Source organism: Gemmatimonas sp., assembly GCF_041689975.1.
Lineage (GTDB): Bacteria > Gemmatimonadota > Gemmatimonadetes > Gemmatimonadales > Gemmatimonadaceae > Gemmatimonas.
The window spans coordinates 1-19,781 of record NZ_JBDNFF010000094.1; the positions used below are offsets into that span (position 1 = coordinate 1).

General features: G+C 65.2%; 15 protein-coding genes. 9 read left to right on the forward strand and 6 right to left on the reverse strand.

The window, feature by feature from the left end; translation table 11 throughout:
* Positions 1-172: 172 nt before the first annotated feature.
* The 3 genes from ACESNG_RS06410 to ACESNG_RS06420 are packed head-to-tail and all read right to left on the reverse strand — an operon-like array spanning position 173 to position 3,349.
* Positions 173-1,942, reverse strand: a complete 1,770-nt coding sequence (locus ACESNG_RS06410; protein WP_373068278.1) for a hypothetical protein — start codon at positions 1,940-1,942, stop codon at positions 173-175.
* Positions 1,939-2,562 (reverse strand): hypothetical protein, encoded by a 624-nt coding sequence (locus tag ACESNG_RS06415; RefSeq protein WP_373058990.1) that lies wholly within the window; start codon positions 2,560-2,562, stop codon positions 1,939-1,941. Before ACESNG_RS06415 ends, ACESNG_RS06410 begins: the two co-directional genes overlap by 4 nt.
* A gap of 55 nt (positions 2,563-2,617) precedes the next feature.
* Positions 2,618-3,349: a hypothetical protein gene (locus tag ACESNG_RS06420; RefSeq protein WP_373068280.1), complete on the reverse strand. Its 732-nt coding sequence runs from the start codon at positions 3,347-3,349 to the stop codon at positions 2,618-2,620.
* A 141-nt stretch (positions 3,350-3,490) separates the two neighbouring features.
* On the opposite strand from ACESNG_RS06420, the gene ACESNG_RS06425 reads away from it, so the two are divergent.
* Complete coding sequence (locus ACESNG_RS06425) at positions 3,491-5,302, forward strand: glycosyltransferase (protein ID WP_373058994.1); 1,812 nt, start codon at positions 3,491-3,493, stop codon at positions 5,300-5,302.
* Between the two features lie 21 nt (positions 5,303-5,323).
* Here the strand turns inward: ACESNG_RS06425 and ACESNG_RS06430 are convergent, their stop codons facing one another.
* Entirely contained in the window at positions 5,324-5,539 is a 216-nt protein-coding gene (locus tag ACESNG_RS06430; protein WP_373058996.1) for a hypothetical protein, read from the reverse strand.
* Between the two features lie 205 nt (positions 5,540-5,744).
* Here ACESNG_RS06430 and lipA point away from each other — a divergent pair, with 205 nt between their 5' ends.
* The 7 genes from lipA (at position 5,745) to lpdA (ending at position 16,781) form a co-directional block, all read left to right on the forward strand.
* Positions 5,745-6,629 (forward strand): lipoyl synthase, encoded by an 885-nt coding sequence (lipA, locus tag ACESNG_RS06435; protein WP_373068282.1) that lies wholly within the window; start codon positions 5,745-5,747, stop codon positions 6,627-6,629.
* Positions 6,630-6,672: 43 nt separating this feature from the next.
* Positions 6,673-7,734 (forward strand): pyruvate dehydrogenase (acetyl-transferring) E1 component subunit alpha, encoded by a 1,062-nt coding sequence (gene pdhA, locus ACESNG_RS06440; protein WP_373059000.1) that lies wholly within the window; start codon positions 6,673-6,675, stop codon positions 7,732-7,734.
* A 13-nt stretch (positions 7,735-7,747) separates the two neighbouring features.
* Positions 7,748-8,728, forward strand: a complete 981-nt coding sequence (locus ACESNG_RS06445) for a pyruvate dehydrogenase complex E1 component subunit beta (protein WP_373059002.1) — start codon at positions 7,748-7,750, stop codon at positions 8,726-8,728.
* Between the two features lie 10 nt (positions 8,729-8,738).
* Entirely contained in the window at positions 8,739-10,064 is a 1,326-nt protein-coding gene (locus ACESNG_RS06450) for a pyruvate dehydrogenase complex dihydrolipoamide acetyltransferase (RefSeq protein WP_373068284.1), read from the forward strand.
* Positions 10,065-10,430: 366 nt separating this feature from the next.
* On the forward strand, positions 10,431-13,913 hold the full coding sequence (locus ACESNG_RS06455; protein WP_373068286.1) for a hypothetical protein: 3,483 nt from the start codon (positions 10,431-10,433) through the stop codon (positions 13,911-13,913).
* Between the two features lie 104 nt (positions 13,914-14,017).
* Positions 14,018-15,283 carry an ATP-binding protein gene (locus ACESNG_RS06460; protein ID WP_373068288.1) on the forward strand — a complete coding sequence of 422 codons (1,266 nt, stop codon included), beginning with the start codon at positions 14,018-14,020 and terminating at the stop codon, positions 15,281-15,283.
* Between the two features lie 94 nt (positions 15,284-15,377).
* The gene (lpdA, locus tag ACESNG_RS06465; RefSeq protein ID WP_373062531.1) at positions 15,378-16,781 is read left to right on the forward strand and encodes a dihydrolipoyl dehydrogenase; all 1,404 of its coding nucleotides are present in this window, start codon (positions 15,378-15,380) and stop codon (positions 16,779-16,781) included.
* 86 nt (positions 16,782-16,867) lie between these two features.
* Here the strand turns inward: lpdA and ACESNG_RS06470 are convergent, their stop codons facing one another.
* Complete coding sequence (locus ACESNG_RS06470) at positions 16,868-18,331, reverse strand: ATP-binding protein (RefSeq protein ID WP_373062529.1); 1,464 nt, start codon at positions 18,329-18,331, stop codon at positions 16,868-16,870.
* Between the two features lie 314 nt (positions 18,332-18,645).
* Positions 18,646-19,338 carry an OmpW family protein gene (locus ACESNG_RS06475; RefSeq protein ID WP_373062527.1) on the reverse strand — a complete coding sequence of 231 codons (693 nt, stop codon included), beginning with the start codon at positions 19,336-19,338 and terminating at the stop codon, positions 18,646-18,648.
* A gap of 134 nt (positions 19,339-19,472) precedes the next feature.
* Here ACESNG_RS06475 and ACESNG_RS06480 point away from each other — a divergent pair.
* A partial coding sequence (locus tag ACESNG_RS06480; protein WP_407944704.1) for a lipoyl protein ligase domain-containing protein occupies positions 19,473-19,781 on the forward strand: 309 nt, incomplete at its 3' end.

Genomic DNA, 19,781 nt, shown 5'->3' on the forward strand with positions numbered 1-19,781 from the left:
ACCCAAAACTCGAGACTCACGTGAGTGCTGGGTCATGAGCCAACGTTCCGGGTCATGAATCACCCACAACTCCGAACTTCAACCCAAAACTCCAGACTCACGTGAGTGCTGGGTCATGAGCCAACGTTCCGGGTCATGAATCACCCACAACTCCAGACGTGAACTCGCGGCGCTACGGCCAGGTGAAGAGGCTGGACGGTGCCGTGCGTTCACGTCCCACCTGCACGTCCCGCGGATCGTTCCAGAACACACGCGAACGATCGACGCTCGAAAAGCGTACTTCGAATCGGCGCTGCGGATCGGCGCTGATCGGCAGCGCGAAGTCGACGCGCCACAACCGCCGCGATCGCGGCGGCACGGCGGCGAGCACCGACACGCCAACCGCGCCACGCCACGGCGTCGAGATCCCGTACGGCACCGTCTGATCGGCCCAGAGACGGCCGGCCTCGGCGAATCCGGCGAAGCCCACGTCGGCCACATTCAGTCGCGTGGGCACCACCAGTCGCTGCTCTGCGCGGAACACCAGACGCCGCGCGCCTGCCTGACGCGACGCGCCATGACCCAACACCCCGCCTTCGCGATCCGCGAGCGAGAGCTGAAAGGGCACGCGCATATCGCGACCGGCACTCCACTCCGACTCGACGACCGTTGTCTGGCCAATGGCCGGACGAAAATACCAAGCGAGTCGACCGCTGGAGACAAAATTGTCCCATGCCTTCGTGTCGCGATCGTAGCGCCCTTCGGTGACCGCTTGCAGACCCATGAAGCTGCGCGTTCCACCAAACCCCGCGTACAGATTTGCAGCCAAAAAATTGTCGCGATCACGCGCCTGCCGCACGACCATCGACCGTCCGGCGACAAGTCCAAACTGCATACCGACACGAACGTCCTGAGCGCCGGTGAGCGCGTCGAACCCTTGCACCTGCACGAAGCGGATGGCGCGCACACCGAGGAGGGCGTTCAGGCGTACCACTCGCTGTGGCCGGAAGGTCGGCACGGCGGCCCTGCTGGTGTCGGACCTCACTCCGTCGCGCGTGAGCAGATACGAGTGCGCATCCGTGCTCTGCACCTCGCGCGTGAGCGACGCACCGACCAGCCGGAGTCGCCCCACCGAACCGAAACGCTGCACGGCGCCGACGTTCGCAAACTCACGGCGCACCGTGAGCGCATTGCGCGGCAGATCGCCGCGTCGAAACTCAATCGGTTCTCGCGTGCCGCCCAGACTTCCGATCCAGGCATAGCGTTGGAAGTCGGTGTAGTACGGCCGGACCACCTCGAGTCGCATATCCTGCCCGAACCGATTGCGCTGAGCCGCGAGGCGGAACTCGTTCCGTCCGCGTCCGAAGGCGTAGTTCTCGACGTTCACGCCAAGATTATCGTTGTACCCGCGACCATCCCGCCAGTTGATTGACGCCAACGTGGCCGATCCACCGAGATTCGAATCGCCGAGACGCATACCGCGCAGCAACGGCGACTGCAACTGCAGCATCGGCGCGAAGATCATACTGAAATCGTCGCGCGTCTCCACCTCGAGCCGCACGCCGCCGGCCTCGTCGTCGAACGCTCGGATACGGGCATCCACGAGGAACGGCTGCGCACGCAGAATGCGCTCCGATTCCGCGCGCCGGATCTGGTTGCACGGTTCCCCGACCTTCATGAGGAGGAATCGTCGGACCACATCGTCTCGGGTGTTCACATGTGTCCGGCGAACCGTACGTCGCACCCATTCGAGCCGCTTGGGAAGGCGATCGGTGAACGGCGGCTGCGTGATGACGATGATGTCGCTGATCGGTTGCCCCGCACAGCCCGTCACGGGCAGGCGGCCGCGACTCGATACCGGAGGCTGCTTCGGCCCGTCGGCGCGTACGTCCTGACCCGACACCGTGCACCACGGCAGGCAGACGGCCAGACACGCCCCCGCGATCGCACAGCGCTCCATCACTTGCCCATTCGGCGCTTCAGGGCCGCCAGTCGCGCTTCCGCATCCGCTTCGCGCTCAACACGCGTGCGGCGCGCCGGCGACAGCAGTGAGTCCGTCTGCGAACCTGCCCGCGAATCATCCAACCCGTCATCCAACCCGTCGTCCAACCCGTCGTCCGTACCCACGGTAGGGGAGTCGCCAAGATCCAGATCTGCTCCCGAACTGCCGGACCGCTCAACCGAAGGGGCGCCCGGTGCGACGCCCGAAAGAATCAGACGGAGCTCGCCCGCCATGTCTTCATAGTCGCGCTCGGCGAGCGACAGTTCCTGCTGCTGTACCATCTGCTTGCTCTCGAGCATCGCCACGCGTTCCCGATGCTGTACGGCAAAACGCTCGGCGATCGCGACCGTTTCCTGGTCGTTGATGTCCGCGGCCAGGCCCTGTCGGCGACGCACGGTATCGAGCTCGGCACGCTCAGCGGCCAAGCGCGTATTGGTCGACACCAACCACGCGCGCAGGTCATTGAGCCCAAGCTTGGCATGCACGAGCGCGTCGCGCATCGCCTGCGTCGCCGCGCGGCGTTCATCTGGATCGAGGCGCGTGGAGAATCCGCGCAGGGCGTCGCGTAACGGTTCGAACATGGGCGGGAAGAAGATCGGTGAACGTACCCGTCGTGCGTCCGAAGGATAGTCGCGGTCAGCTGGAAGCCCGCCACCTCGTCTCATCGCGCACCTGGCGCATCAGACGTTCCGGCGTATGCACGTTGGGAAACAGCAAGCGGTCGCTCACCCGGTTGAGTGCCACCCGCAACCGCGGAAAACCTTCCGCGGCCACGGCGAAGAGTGGGGCCAGACCGTGCTCGCTCGCCAGCCGGTGGTCGGCGGCGAGCCGAAAGCCACGTTGCCCCATTTCCTCGAAATACCCCAGATCGGGACCACCTCGATGCCAACGCCGATGTTCGATGTGGTCCGGGAAAAGCCCACTGAGCCATAGAGCATAATTGCCCAGATGCGCTCTGGCCACGAAGCTCCTCGACGCGTCTCCCCCCTCCAGATCGTCGCCAAGGGACGCCAGCGTGTCGTACGTGGCGTCGTCGTGATCGGCGATTTGCCGCGCCCGCTGCCGCAGCCCGAAGTGGAGCAGGATCGAGGCCACATAGTCGGCGATCGGCCGATCGTCTTCACCAGCCGTGCGTAGCGCGTGCCGCACCACCACGTAGGTGAAGAGCGGCCAAGAGGCGTGCGCGCCCTGCCGCGCACCGAGCAGTCCTTCGAGCAGGAGCGGATCGTCGAGCAACGGATCGAGCCCCTGATCGGCCAGCTTGGCCTCGGCATGCTCTTGGGCGCGCCCGGAACCGCGCGCCACGAGCCGAACCACCAGTTGCGCATCTTCGCGCCCGAGCCGAGCGCGTGTGTTCGCGAGAATCATGGCGCAGACTCCTTGATTTCACGTACCCCGATCTCCCCTCGCCGGAAACGCTCCGCCGGAGGCCTCACTCTGTTATTATCGGACGCACACCAGTACGTCAGCGTTTTTTCTGCTGGCTCGCGCGTCCCGTTACCGGCTCCTGTGCTCTACCTCGCCATTCCCGCACACAATGAGGTCGCCACCATCGGCGTCCTGCTTTGGCGTATCCGCACCGTGCTCGCTGAATTCCCTCGCGAGTACGAGGTCGTCGTGTACGATGATGCGAGCGCCGACGAAACGGCGGACGTGGCGGAGCAGTACGCGCACGCGATGCCCGTCACCGTGCTGCGGGGCGCAGCGCACGTCGGATACGCCGGTGCTCTCGACGCGCTGATTCGGCACGTCTCGGCCCAGACGCGCTACCCGCGCCGCGATGCCATGTTGCTCGTGCAGGGGGACTTCACCGATCCGCCGGGTATCGTCCCCGAGTTCGCGCGACGCTTCGAAGGTGGTGCCGACCTGGTGGTTGGTGAGCGGATGGTGGTCGCTGACGCGCCGGTGCCGGTGCGTCGGCTGTTCAAGGCCGCGCATTGGGTCATGCGTCCGTTCGTGCGCGTGGACGGGGTCAACGACCTCACGGCATCGATGCGATTGATCCGGATTTCCGCGCTGCGCGATCTCGTGCGCCAGGCCGGCTCCGAGCCGATCTGCGTCGGGGATTCGTGGACGGCGAACGCTGATCTGCTGCTCAAGCTGGTCCCGCTGGCCCGTCGAGTCGAGTCGGTCCCGATGGAGCCCACGTACGGCGTGCGGATGCGCGACACACGCCGCGTGGCCGTACGTGACGCCCTCGCTGCGCTCAAGTGGGCCTGGGGAGCGCGCGGTCGACGTGCAGTGGCTGGATCAGCCGCCGAGACTGCGGGCGAGGCCGAGCGCCGTCCGGCGCGTGGTGGCGCGCCGACCGGCAAGCGCCGCGAAGAGACCGAACTCTCGGTCGAGAAGCTGCGCGAGCGGGTACGGGACCGCCCGCGTACCGAAGACGAAGAATCGTTCAATGGCCGTCGTGAGGGTCGTCGTCGCGAGCGCGAGCGCGCGAAGAGTGATCGGCCGGCCGAGGAGCAGGGAGACGCGCCATCCGGACAAGTGATGGAACGGACGCCGGAACTGCCTGCGTACAAAGTGGTCGCCGACACGCGTCCTCCCCGTGCCGAACGCCCAGAACGCCCCAACCGCCAGCGCGCGGACGCGACGGAAGGGGAAGTCAAGCCACCGCGCCCTGAACGTCTGCCGCGGGGCGAGCGTGCCGCGCGGAGCGGTGCGCCGAAGCCGCGCTCTCCCTACAGCGATCCGTCCATCGAGCTCGACGATCCGTTCGCAGCACCCGCGCCCAAACGCGATGGCCAAGAGCGCGCACTGGAGCGCGCGCTCGGACCGGCCGACCGCGACAGCCGAGCCGAAACGGAAGCCGACACGGAATCCGACACGAAAGCCGAGGCGGAGTCGTTGTATGTCGAGCGGTCCCCAACGCCGCCGGTGATCGACGAGCGCGACGAGGACCGCGATGACGACGAGAACGAGTCGGGTGATGCTGCCGAAAGCGCCGACGCATCTGAAGCCGAGGGTGCCGAGGACACGGCGCCGCGCAAGAAGCGGCGCCGCAACCGTCGATCGCGGCGTGGCCGCGCCAAGAAGGACGGCACGATCGACGGCGCTTCAGCCGACACGGACGAGGGTGCTGCTGGCAGCGCCACGGAAGGCGGGACCGACTCGATCGGCGAGCCGACAATGGCTCGGGACGATGCTGACGATTCGCTTGGTGACAGCGGCGAGTCGGATCTCGACAGCGCCGCGCGAGCGCGGCGCCGAGGACGCCGCGGACGTCGAGGAGGTGCCCGCCGGTCACGCGGGAAGCGCGACCAGGACGGCGGCGAAAGCGGTGGTGCGGAAGCCGGTGAAGATGCCGACGGGGTCTGACCTCTCAGCCCGCCTGTCGAATCAGCGCCGGATCGCCTTCTCGATGCGCTCGGCTGTGCTCGGACTGACCACCCGGATCACGAAATAAATCACGGCGGCGATCAGCACCACCCGGATCGCGAAGCCCAGCAGCATGAACAAGAGCCCGACCAGCGGACCGAGGAGCCCGAAGACCAACTTCAGGGCAACCAGGCCAAGCATGGCGATCAGGCCGACGGTGAACAGGGTACGGAGCATGGTCTGCCTCAGAGCAAAGTGGGTTGTCTTTCCTGTACGATAGCCATCCCAGGAAGTTTCCGCCCTCTTGAATTCCGGCTATTCTTGATTTGATGGTTACCGAGCCGTTTCCTGAGAAGCAACAGCGGGGTATCTTCTCAAGATCACGTCCCGGACCACCCCGGGCCTTTCCTGGCAGAATATGGCCGAGCAGTTGGTTCAGATTATGGGACGCCACCGTCGGGAAGCGCTCCCCGAGCGCAAACCGTCGTGGCTCAAGGTCAAGGCCCCCGGCGGCGAGAACTACGTGCGCCTCAAAAAGATGATGCAGGAACTCGACCTGCACACCGTTTGCCAAGAGGCCCACTGCCCCAACATCGGCGAATGCTGGGAGCACGGCACCGCCACCTTCATGATCCTTGGTGACGTCTGCACGCGTAACTGCGCGTACTGCGCCGTGTCGCATGGCCGTCCGCCCAAGTACGACCTCGACGAGCCGTCGCGCGTGGGTCAGGCGATCGCGGAGCTCAACCTGCGCCACGCCGTCATCACCTCGGTCGACCGCGACGATCTCCCCGACTTCGGCGCCTTCATCTTCGCCGAAACGATTCGGCAGATCCATCAGCGCCTGCCCGGCTGCTCGATCGAAGTGCTGGTGCCCGATTTTCAGGGCAACGAAGACTCCATCCGCACCGTCCTCGATGCGCGCCCCGACATCTACAACCACAATACGGAAACGGTGCCGCGCCTGTACAAGAAGGCGCGCCCCGGTGGTCGGTACGAGCGACTGTTGGAAATCTTCCGGATCGCCAAGCGAATCGCGCCCGATATCCCGACCAAGACCGGCATCATTCTCGGCCTCGGCGAAACCAACGAAGAAGTCGTCGAAGTCATGAAGGAGCTGCGCGCCGTCGACGTCGACATCCTCACACTCGGCCAGTACCTCCGCCCCTCCGACGGACACATCGCGCTCGATCGCTATGTCACACCCGAAGAGTTCCGTGAGCTGTACCAGGTCGGGATGCAGCTCGGCTTCAAGCATGTCGAGAGCGGTCCGCTCGTGCGCTCGAGTTATCACGCCTGGGAGCAAGTGCAGGCCGCAGGCGTCTAGCGCCGTTTTCTCGCCTCAGAATTCACCACCCGTCCATTCCCCCATGCCGACAGTGAAACCCCGCAAGAAGGGCGAGCCCGTACGGGCCGATATTCAGGCCGATGCCAAGGCCGGTGCCAACGCATCGGAAGGCACGTCGGCGGCCACGAATCGCGAGCTGCTCTACTCGATGCTGCTGCAGCGTCGGTTCGAGGAACGCGTCGCCGAGATGTACGCCATCGGTCGGATCGGCGGTTTCTGTCACCTGTACATCGGTCAGGAAGCCATCTCCACCGGCGTCATGTCGCTCCTGCGCGCCGACGATTACATCATCACGACGTATCGGGATCATGGCCAGGCGCTCGCGCGCGGCATGACGCCACGGGCGGTGATGTCGGAGCTGTTCGGACGACAAGACGGCTGCTCGAAGGGCAAGGGCGGGTCGATGCATCTGTTCGACAAGCAACTCGGCTTTCTCGGGGGGCACGGCATCGTCGGCGGACATATCCCGATCGCCGCCGGCGTAGGATTCGCGATCAAGTATCGCGGCGGTGACCAGGTCATCGTGTGCTTCATGGGCGAAGCGGCGGTGAACAACGGCGCGTTTCACGAAGCGCTCAACATGGCCGCGTTGTGGAAGCTGCCGTGCCTGTTCATCATCGAGAACAACCGTTACGGCATGGGCACCTCGCTCGAGCGCGCCTCGGCCATTCACGACATCTACAAGCGCGGCGCATCGTATGATATGCCGCGTGATGTGGTGGACGGTCAGGACGTGTACGCCGTACGCAAGGCGACCGCAGAAGCGATCGTCCGCGCGCGCACCGACGGCACGCCCACGCTGCTGGAGATCCGCACGTACCGCTTCATGGGCCACTCGATGTCCGACGCGGTCAGCGGCACCTACCGCACGAAGGAAGAGCTCGAGCAGTATCTCAAGCGCGACCCCATCTCCCTGCACCGTCAACGCATGGAAGAAGCCGGCGAGATTACGCCGGCCGACCTGACCGCGATGGACGAAGAGATCAAGAAGATCGTGCAGGACAGCATCGACTTTGCTGAGCAGAGCCCGGAGTTGCCACTCGAGGCGCTCATGGAAGACATTCTCGTCGAAACCACGAGCTGAGAGCCCAACGACCATGGCCGTGATCACGTACCGCGATGCGCTCAACATGGCGCTCCGCGAAGAAATGCAGCGCGACGACCGCGTCTTCCTCATGGGTGAGGAAGTCGCCGTCTATCAGGGCGCGTACAAAGTCTCCAAGGGACTGTTACAGGAATTCGGCGAGATGCGCGTCGTCGACACGCCGATCACCGAACTCGGATTCGCCGGCGTCGGCGTCGGCGCGGCGATGGCCGGCCTGCGTCCGATCATCGAATTCATGACGTGGAATTTCGCGCTGCTGGCAATAGACCAAGTGGTGAACGCCGCCGCGAAGATGCTGTATATGTCGGGGGGACAGTTCCCGATGCCGATGGTGTTCCGCGGCCCGAATGGCGCGGCGTTGCAACTCGGGGCGCAGCATTCACAGGCGTGGGAATCATGGCTGGCGCACATCCCCGGTCTCAAGGTCGTGGCCCCGGCCACGCCGTACGATGCCAAGGGACTCCTCAAAGCCGCCATCCGCGACGACAATCCGGTGTGCTTCCTCGAAGGCGAAATGTTGTACAACACCAAGGGCGAAGTGCCCGACACCGATTACATCGTGCCGATCGGCAAGGCCGAGCTCAAGCGCGAAGGGGAGCACGTCACGCTCGTGTCGCACGGCAAGATGGTGCTGGTGGCGCTGCAGGCCGCCGACCAGATGGCGAAGGAAGGCATCACCTGCGACGTCGTCGACCTGCGCACGATCCGTCCGATGGACGTCGAGGCGATCACCGCGTCGGTAAAGAAGACGAGCCGGTGCGTGGTGGTGGAAGAAGGATGGGAAGTGTGCGGCGTGGGCGCGCAGGTGGTGGATTACGTGCAGCGCTACTGCTTCGACTACCTCGATGCACCGGTGCTCCGCGTGCATCAGGCCGATGCGCCGATGCCGTATACCAAGAGTCTCGAAAAGGCCGCCAAGCCCGACTTGCCGAAGACGATCGCGGCAATCCGACAGGTTCTCTACCTCGACTGACCAAGCGATCATGGCAACGAAAGTGATGATGGAGGCGCTTTCTCCCACGATGGAGGAAGGACGCCTCGTGAAGTGGGTCAAGAACGTCGGTGACGCCGTGAAGACGGGCGACACGATCGGTGAAGTGGAAACCGACAAGGCGATCATGGAACTCGTCGCACGCGGCGATGGTGTGCTGCGCGCGCAGTTGGTTCCCGAGGGCACCACAGCCGCCGTGGGCGCGGTGATCGGCGTGATCGCCGCCGCCGACGAGGACATCGCCGCATTGACTGGCGGATCGGCGCCGGCTCCAGTTGTCGCCGCAGCACCCGCCGCAGCACCCGCCGCAGCACCCGCCGCAGCACCCGCCGCCGAGGTCGCACCTGAAGCGACGCCGACCGCGGCGCCCGCCGCCGACGCCCCGTCGGGTCCCGTGCGCTCGTCACCGCTGGCGCGACGCATGGCCGCCGAGAAAGGCGTGGACATCGGCGCGATTCACGGCAGCGGCCCCGGGGGCCGTGTGATTCGTCGCGACATCGAAGGCGCCGCCGCGTCGGATTCCGCGGCATCGGCGCCGATCGCGGCAACCACCGCGCCTGCCGTTGCAGCCGCACCCGCCGCCACCTCGTCGAAGTCCGCGCCGACCGCCGTCGCCACCACGATGCAGATCGACGGCGAGTTCAAGGACGTGGCACTCACGCAGATGCGCAAAACGATCGCGCGTCGCCTGAGCGAGTCCATCGGCCCCGTGCCCACGTTCTACCTCACGTCGGAAATCGACATGACGAAGGTGGGACAGCTGCGCGAGCAGATGGTGGCGAACGGCGACCAGTACAAGGTGTCGGTCAACGACATCGTGATCAAAGCGGTGGCCATCGCACTCACGCGGCACCCCGAGTGCAACGCGCACTGGATGACCGATCACATCCGCTATTTCAGTGCGGCGCACATCGGTATGGCGGTGGCGACCGACGACGGACTGATCGTACCGGTGATCCGCGACGCCCATCTCAAGGGACTCGGACAGATCGGCAAGGACGCGCGCGAACTGGCGAAGAAGGCGCGTGAACGGAAACTGCAGCCCGCCGAGTTCACGGGCGGCACCTTCTCCGTGTCCAACCTCGGCATGTTCGGCATCGACCAATTCACGGCGATCATCAACCCACCCGAAGCGGCGATCCTGGCGGTCGGTGCCACGGAAACGAAGCCGGTGTGGGAGAACGGTCAGTTCGTGCCGCGGCAGCGCATGCGCGTCACGCTAAGCTGCGATCATCGCGTGATCGACGGCGCCGTAGGGGCCAAGTTCCTGCAGACACTACGTAGTTTGCTCGAAGCGCCGATGATGATGCTGTTTTAGGCCAGAAGTTTTGAGTACCCATGACTCAAAACTTCAACTCACAACGCGAGACTCACGTGAGTGATGGGTAGTGAGTCAAAGTTCGGAGTCGTGAGTGAAAACCCATAACTCCAAACTTCAACTCACAACGCGAGACTCACGTGAGTGATGGGAATTGAGTCAAAGTTCGGAGTCGTGAGTGAAAACCCATGACTCCAAACTTCAACTCACAACTCGAGACTCACGTGAGTGGTGGGTCGTGAGTCAAAGTTCGGAGTCGTGAGTGAAAACCCATGACTCCAAACTTCAACTCACAACGCGAGACTCACGTGAGTGGTGCGTTTTGCGCGATCGATCGTCTTTCTGGCATCCCCCAACGCCTGGTCCATGCGACGATTCTCTCCGCGCTTTGCGCTGCTCTGTGTCCTGTCCCTCCTGTCGGCCTGCGCCGGCGGCGATTCGCCGGCCGGACCCCTCACGCGCCCGCCGCCACCCGCGCCGGCGCCGATTCCGCCTGGAATCCTGAGCCTCGCGATAGCGGGACTCCCCACCGGCACGAACGCGGACATCACCGTCGCCGGCGCCGCGTTTACGCGCGCCGCGACCGGCACCGTGAGTTGGGTCGACGTGCCGGCCGGCCAGCACACCGTGACCGTGCACGCCGTGCGAACGGCCGACGGCACGTATGCCGCCACACCGTCCACCTTTACCGTGACGGTCGTGAGCGGATCCACACCCACCACGGCCACCATCACGTACGCGCCGCTGCCCACCGCCATCGATCTCACCATTCTGGGAATGCCGGGCGGGGTCGACGCCCCCGTGACCGTGTCCACGCCGGGCGTCGGCGACGTCGCGGTTGCTGCCTCGCGAGTGGTGACCTCGCCCAATCCGGGCCGCTGGAAAGTCACCGCGGGGACGCTGCTCTCGGGCGGCTTCCGCTACGCGCCGTCGCCCGCGGCGATCGACACGCTCGTGCTGTTCGGCGACACCGCGCGCCTCGCGCTGCGTTACGACGTGTCCAGCGGTGCGCTGGCCGTCGCCGTGACCGGTCTGCCGACAGGGCTGGCCGGTGCCGTGCAGGTCAGCGGTCCCGAAGGGTTCAGCCGGACGGTGACCGCGACGAGCACCCTCACGGAACTCACGCCGGGCGCCTACCGGCTGATCGCCGCCACCATAACGGCCGGCGGCATCAGCTTTCGCCCCGCCGCCGATACTGTCACCGTCACCGTGAGCGCCTCGCTGGTGGCGGCTCCGGCAACCGTGGCCTACGCCGCTCAGGTGGGCCGTTTGGTCGTCACCACCAGCGGCTTGCCCACCGACGCGGCGCCGGCGATGACCCTGACTGGCAATGGCGCCACGCGGGCCCTCAGTGGCCCCGCCACGCTCGATTCACTGCCGATTGGCAGCTACGTCCTGTCGGCCGCGCCGCTCACCGTGGCAGGGGTGCGCTACCGGCCAGCCACCGCCACCCAAACGCTCGCCGTCACGACCGGCACGACCTCCACAGCCGACGTCGCCTTCACGGTCGTGCCCACGGTCGTCGAGGTACCGGTGACCGGCTTGCCGAACGGCACCGCGGCCAACATCACGCTCACGGCACCAGCGGGTAGCGCGTCGCCCATCACGGCCACCACGCGCATCAGCCCTGCTGCCGCCGGACGCTGGCAGTTGACGGCGGCCGGCGTGACCAGTGGCGGCGCGAACTATCTACCCACCCCGACCACGCGCGACGCCACCGTCGCCGCCGGTGACACGCTGCGCTTGCCGGTGCAATACACGATCACGACCGGCGCGATCGCCGTGGTCGTGAGCGGCCTCCCCGGCGGCGGCACCGGCAGCGTGATCGTGACCGGACCCGGCGGCTACGCGCAGAGCGTGTCCGGCACCACGACGCTCACCCTGCTGGCGCCCGGCAGCTACACCGTGACCGCCGCCAGCGTGTCGGCGGCCGGCGCTACGTATGTGCCGTCGCCTACCTCGCAGTCGATTACGGTGACGGCCTCGCTCGCAGCCGCGCCGGCCACGGTGTCGTATGCGCTGGCTACCGGTGCCGTGACCATCTCCACCAGCGGCATCCCGGGTGGCATCACGCCGACCTTCTCCCTTACGGGCACCGGCGCGCCGCGTATGGCCAACGGTGCCGGAACGGTATCGTCACTGGCGGTGGGTAGCTGGACGATCACCGCCAACACGGTGGTGAGTGGCTCGACCACCTACACGCCGTCGCCGTCGTCGCTGAACGTATCGATCACGCCGAACGGCAACGCCAGCGCCAGCTTCGCGTACGCCACGAACATGGCCGCGAACTACGCGATCACGAACGTCTATCTCACGCAAGCGATTCAGCGGCTCGATAATTCAGTCACGCTGGTGGCCGGACGCGACGCGCTGCTGCGGGTGTTCGTGCGGGCCAACGCCACCAATAGCGCGCGCCCCGACGTGCGCGTGCGCATCTACGACGGCGCCGCCTTGCTGCAGACGGCCACGATCACGGCTCCCGAAACCAGTGTCCGCACCACGATCGACGAAGGCACGATGGCCTCCACCTGGAACGTGGCGGTACCCGGCGCGAACATCCGCCCCACCACGCGCGTGCTGGTCGATCTCGATCCCACGCTGGCCGTCACCGACGCCGACCGCAGCGACAACACGTGGCCGACCACCGGCTCGCCACAAAGCGTAAGCGTGAATACCGTGCCCACGTTCAACGTGCGATTCGTCCCGATCGTGGTCGGCGCCCTCACCGGCAACGTGACCACGGGCAACCGGGCGTCGTTCCTGTCGTCGGTGCAGCGCATGTTTCCGCTGAACACCATTTCCGCCGACGTGCGCGCGCCGTTCACCTCGAGCGCCACCGATATCCAGAGCAACGATGGCAACGGGCAGTGGCTCACGGTGCTCAGTGAGATCAACGCGCTGCGGACCACCGATGGCGCGCCGACCACGATGCATTACTACGGCGTGGTCAAGGTGTCGTACACCAGCGGCATCGCGGGTTATGGCTACGTGCCCGGTCGCGCCGCGATCGGTTGGGACCACCTCCCCAGCGGCGATCGCGTGGCCGCGCACGAGTGGGGCCACAACTTCTCCCGCCACCATGCCCCCTGCGGCACCTCCGGCGACGCCAACTATCCGCATGCGGGCGGCGTGATCAACTTCTGGGGATGGAACAGTCTCTCCAACACGCTCGTGTCGCCCACCGCGACCGACGTCATGGGCTACTGCGGCAACCAGTGGATCAGCGACTACAACTGGGCTGCCGTGATGCAGTACCGCAGTGCGTCGGGCGGCATCGCATCGACAAACGCGCCGGGCGAGGGGCTGCTGGTGTGGGGACGCGTGGTGAACGGCGTGATCCAGCTCGAACCGGCGTTCCGCGTGATCGCTCCGGTCAGCGCCAGCACGACGTCGGCGTCGCATCGCCTCGAACTGCTCGATGCCACCGGCGCCACGCTGCTCGACACCCCCATCGAGGCGCTGCGGGTGGACCACGCCACCGCGACCGATGAACGGCAGTTCGCCGTGATCGTGCCGTGGAGCAGCGCCCTCGAAGAGCGACTGGCAACCATCCGGGTGCGCGACGCACGCTCCCCGCTTTTGGCGGTGGCACGTCAGAGCGCCCGCATGACCGCACCCGGCACCGGTGGCACGCCGATCGCCCCGCAGCTTCAGGCCCAGGTCGATCGCACCACCACCGGCCGCGCGCGCGTCACGTGGAACAGCGCGGCCTACCCCATGGCCATGGTGCGCGACGCAGCAACCGGCGCGCTGATGGGCTTCGTGAGGCGTTCCGGCGACGCGGTGGTGACCGGCGGACGGGCGGTCGAGGTGGTGTACTCGGACGGCGTGCGTACGATACGCCAATAGAGGAATTTATCCTTCCCACAAGGACAAACATGGCATAATTTATCCTTATGGAAAGGACAGTATCCGCCGACTTGCTGCGCGCGAAGCTCGCAGAGGCACTGACCGTGCGCCCTCGTAGGCTCACACGTCGGGACGTTCGGATCCCGGGAATTCCGGGCAAACCCCTCGCCGTGATCGGCGTGCGTCGCGGTGGGAAAACCTCGTTTCTGCACCAGCTTCGGGCAGACCGTATCGCCGACGGGCGTCCCCCGGAATCGCAAGTCCTGCTCGGGCTCGAGGACGAGCGCTTGGTCGGCATGAACGCGCTGGATCTCGGATGGGTCATTGAGGAGCACGCGCGGCAATTCCCGAATGTCCGAGCCGACGGCCTCCTCTCCGTATACTTCGACGAAATCCAGATTGTCACGGGGTGGGAGTCGCTGGTCCACCGCCTCGTCGAAGCGCAGGATGTGGACATCGTCATCTCCGGATCCTCGGCGAAGCTGCTGAGCCAGGAAGTCGCCACGGCCGTTCGGGGACGGTTGCTCGAGGTGCTGGTGCATCCCTTTTCCTTTCGCGAAGTCCTCCGCCATGCGGAGGCGGAGCCGACCGCAGCGTGGCACAGCCTCGACGCCTCGGAGCGAGCAGCGCTCGACACACGGCTCCGCGAGTATCTCGAGTCGGGGGGATTCCCGGAGGCGCAGGGCATCGACTTCCGAGACCGCGCACGACTGCTCACGGGATACGTCGACACGATGGTCCTTCGCGACGTCATCGAGCGCCACAATGTCTCGAACCCGACCGCGCTGCGCGCGCTCCAGCGGCACCTGCTCTCCACGCCAGGCGGAAGCTTCAGCGTGCAAAAGTTCTACAACTTTTTGAAATCGCAGGGCGTACCGATCGGCAAGGACTCCCTGCACGCCTACCTCGCCCACCTGCAGGATGCCTTTCTGGTCCGCGTGCTCGACATGCACAGCACGTCGGAACGACAGCGAATGGTGAACCCGCGGAAGGTGTACCCGATAGACGCCGGTCTCATCCCGCTGTACGAGCGGCCCGGCCGCGAGCACCGGGGGCGTGCCCTCGAAACGGCGGTCCTGCTTGAGTTGGAACGCCGAGAGTACGCCGTTTCGTGGCTACGGGTCGGCGACGACCGAGAAGTGGACTTCTTTGCCACGCGGCCCGGAGAGAGCCTTTTGGTGCAGGTCTGCCTCGAGACCACGAACGACGCGACTTGGGAGCGGGAAGTACGCGCGCTCCACGAGGCGGCATCGATGCACCCCGGTGCCGTCGCGCTGCTCATCACACAGGACCAGTCCCCGCCCACGCGCAGCTTGCCCGGAACACTGCAGTGGCGTTCGGCCGTCCAGTGGCTGCTCGGAAAGGAGTAAGGAGTCGGGGGTAAAGCGAGTACGGGGCACACCAACGGGTGCTTTCCGCTACGTTTCGGTGGCTCTCCCTAGATCCCGTCTATCCCCGACTATCATGGCTTTGTTCGACGTCATCATTCTTGGCGGCGGTCCCGCCGGCTACGTCTGCGCCATCCGCTGCGCCCAGCTGGGCATGCAGGTGGCCGTTATCGAACGTGAAGGCCTCGGCGGCACCTGCGTGCTGTGGGGCTGCATCCCGGCCAAGTCGCTGCTGGAAAGCGCGGGCCTCGCCATCAAGGTCGGCAAGGCCGCCGAACACGGCATCACGCTCGACGGTATTACGCTCGACTTCGGTCCGGCCATGAAGCGCTCGCGCGGCATCAGCGCGCAGAACTCGAAGGGCGTCGAGTTCCTGTTCAAGAAGTACAAGGTGCAGTGGCTCCGCGGCGAAGGCATGCTCGACAAGGGCAAGAAGGTCACCGTGACGCTCGCCGACGGCAAGAAGGAAACGCACGAGGCCAGGAAGGCTGTGGTCATCGCCACCGGCTCGCGCGTGAAGGGCTTGCCGCAGGCGGGGCTCGAACTCGACCGGAACGTGGTGCTCTCCAGCGATGAAGTGCTGATCATCGAGAAGGCCCCGAAAACGATGGTCGTGGTGGGCGCCGGCGCAGTGGGGTGCGAGTTCGCGGATGTGTTCAACGCGTTCGGCTCGCAGGTCACGATGGTGGAAGTGGCATCCACGATTCTGCCCATCGAAGACGCCGACTCCAGCGCCGAGCTCACGAAGGCGTTCAAGAAGCGGAAGATCGAGATACTGACCGGGGCCAGGATCACCAAAACCACGGTCACGAAAACGGGCGCGACGCTCGTGGTGGAGTCGGGTGGCAAAACCCACACGCTCGAAGTCGAGAAGGTGCTCGTGGCCGCCGGCCGTGCGCCGAACGTGGAGAAGATCGGCCTCGAGACCGTCGGCATCGCCAAGTCGGCACGCGGCTTCGTGAAGATCACCGAGAAGTTCGAGACCAACGTGCCGGGCTATTACGCCATCGGCGACGTGGCCGGCAATCAGATGCTCGCCCACAAGGGCTCACGCGAAGGGCATGTACTGGCCGACCTGCTGGGCGGCGAGCATCCGCATTTGGTGAACTACGGCAACATCCCGAGCTGCACCTACTGTCATCCGGAAGTCGCCAGCATCGGCCTCACCGAGCAACAGTGCAAGGACCAGAAACTCGACTACAAGATCGGCAAGTTCCCGTTCTCAGCCAACGGACGCGCCCGCACCAGCGGCGAAACCGATGGCTTCGTGAAGATCATTCGCGACGCCAAGTACGGAGAGATTCTGGGAGCGCACATCGTGGGCGCCCATGCCACCGAGCTGATTCACGAGCTCGTAGTGGCGCGTGAGAACGAGTTCACCGTAGAAGAAATCGATCTCGCGGTGCACGCGCATCCCACGCTGTCCGAAGCGATCGGCGAGGCCGTGTTGGACTCGATGGGGAAGATGCTGCATGCTTGACGGCTGAGTAGGGAGTCGGGGGTACGGGGTCGGGAGTAGGATGCCCTGGCTTCGTACCCTTCGCCGTACTCCCTACCCCGTACTCCCTACTCGCCCGCATACAGATCCGCGAGTGTCCACGCCACGATCGGATGTCCATCCTCGCTAGCGCGTTCTACGAAGTTCGGCGCAAGCGTGCCTCCGCAGACATAGAGCAGTGGGGCGCTGGGTTGAATCGCCTCCTGCGCCCACCGGTGGCCGGCATCGGCGAGCACGTTCAACTCGCGCAGGTGTTTTGCGTGCACGTTGAGGCCGAGATCGCCCCATTTCACCGCGCCCGTCATCATCGAGCCGCCGGTGAGTCGCGCGACGATGTCAATTTCATATGAGCGGGGTTCGACGGCTGCGCTCTGTCGATGGGTCACGGTGCCCTCCCAGCGTCCCCACTCATCGAGCATCGGGAGTCCGAGCAACGGGCCAAGGCGGATGTACGCTTCGCGGGCGATCCGCTCGAACACGTGGCCCATGTACGTGTCGAGGCGTGGAGCGATGTGTTGTCGAAAGACGTCAGGGGCCGAGTATCGAGCGAGTTCCGAACGGTAGCGTTCGACGAATTCGTGATGGAAACGGAGTGCGTTGTCGTCCAAGACATAGCGGATCGGCGCATTCGGTTTGGCGGCGAAGTTGCGCTCGGCGGCGACGTAGCCTAGTAAGACCAGCTTGTCGAGCATGATCTTCGTCGCGTTCCCAGGCTCTGTACCGGCAAACGTCGCGATGTTGCTGGCGGTGGTATGGCCGGCGCCCATAGCGCGCAGCAGCGCCTTGTACTCATGCTGCTTCCTCAAGCCGCGTTCCTGATCGATGACCGTCTCGACTTGCACGCGCACATCCCCACCTGGTGCGAGGACTTCGGCGGAAATCGCTTCCTCCACGGTGCACCCGGACCGTAGCGTCGTGAGATACCGCGGAGTGCCACCGAAGACGCCATACGCCAGAGCACGGTCCCGCAACGCGGGGAATGTCATCATCGCCGCGGCATCGAAATAGTCGAACGGCTTCAATGAAAATACGCGACTGAAGCGCCCGTACAGGGGGGCATCGCCGGCGTTCAAATGCTCCATCGTCCGGACGGCCGATCCACTGAGGACCAAGACAAACGGTCGCTGATCGCGGTGGACGTCGAAGACGGCCGAGAGCTGTGACGGAATACCGTCCTTCTTGCCCATCAAGAACTGGAACTCGTCCAGCACGATGACGAGGGGATGTGGCGCGGCCAGCTCGAAGAGAAGGCGGAAAACCGTGCGCCACGTCGGATAATCTTCAGGGTTGATGTCTTGGCCGAACGTGCGACTGATCGCTTGCAGCAACTCGCGCCGGTTCACGGTGCTGGTGGCTTCGGTCGCGACGAAGTAGAACAGCTGCGCGTCCGGCCATGTGTTGCTGAGAAGAAACGTCTTGCCCACCCGACGGCGCCCAGTGACCAAGGCAAGTACCGGTCCTTGCCGCTCGAGCAATTGCCGAAGCCCGGTGCGTTCGGTTTGCCGGTCGACCAGGAGGTCGGATGGGGGCATGAAAGAAACCCATGAGTCGTGGAGTGCGGCCGGATCGAGGGACGCCAGCCCGTAACAGTGTTCCGCAAGAGTGCTTCATTAGTATAGTGTCACACAAGGATATCTTCCACCTAGTACACATGCAAGCAAGTACACTACGTAACAGATTTGGCGTCGTTCTTAAGTAAGATCGACCACGGAACCGTTTTGGGGTCTAGCGCCGACGACATGCGGGGAACGTAAGACGAGTAGGGAGCTTGGGGTACGGGGTCGGGAGTCGGACCTCTTTCCCCGCCCTACCCCGTACTCCATACCCCCGACTCCCTACTTTGCTGTTAGAATCTCACCCCAATCCCGCCGCCGAACGTGAGCGGATTCAACCCGAGGTCCGACACCGGGTTCAGGCCTGCCGTGAGCGTCGTCTTCACCAGCGCGTAGCGTACGTCGGCGTTGAGAAACACGCGCTTGCTGAGTTTGATGTCCGCGCCGAGCTGCCCTACGGGACCAACCGCTGGCGTGTCCAGACCGAAGCGCCCGACACCGTTTGCCGCGAGATCCACATTGGAGATCGGCGCCACGAACACACCGGCGCCCACGTAGGGCCGCACGCGCGCGGTGGGCCAGAAGTACACCATGGCGCGCGCCGTGAGCGACGTCTGCTTGAAGGTGCCGATTTTGGTGCCGTTGATGAACGCGTCGTGTGACACGGGATAGCTACCACTCACGGAAAGCGCCACATGCGACGTCACGAAGTAGCTGAGATCGAGCTCCGCAAACGCCACGTCGCTCGCCGTAATGCGATCGGCGGGCAACCCCAGCAACGGCACGGCGTCGGACTTGTCGCCGGTGATCAGTCCCAGTCCCCGCACGCGGAGCAGGAACTTCCCTTCGGCCGCCTCGGTCGTCGGCTTGGGGGGCACGGGAGCGACGGCGGGAGTGGCGGCCGGAGCGGCGGCCTGCGCGGTAAGGGCAGCCGGCAACACGGTGAACGCCGCGGTGACGAGGATGCGGTGGACGGCACTGAACATTGAAGACTCCATCGAGTGGACCGAGTTACCGGAAGCTTGCGTAAGATGGGCTTCCGCGTGACTTATCGCTATATGCACCACACATCGTTCGACGCACGACACGCGCACGGCGACGGTCGTCACCGAGGGGGCACATGAATGAACGACTGCTGTCCGTCCGCGCGCTGGGCCTCGTGCCTTACGACGAGGTCTGGGCCCTCCAACGCGAGACGGCGCGTCGGCGCATTTCGGGTGAAGAACCGCATGATGTGCTGCTGTTGGTGCAGCACCCACCAGTGGTCACGCTCGGCCGTCGGACCAAACCCGAGCACCTGCTCGCCACCGCCGACCAACTCGCCGCTCTCGGCGTACAGCTACGCGACGTAGAGCGCGGCGGCGACGTCACGGTGCATGAGCCCGGACAACTGGTCGCGTATCCCATCATCGACCTCAAGCAGCACACG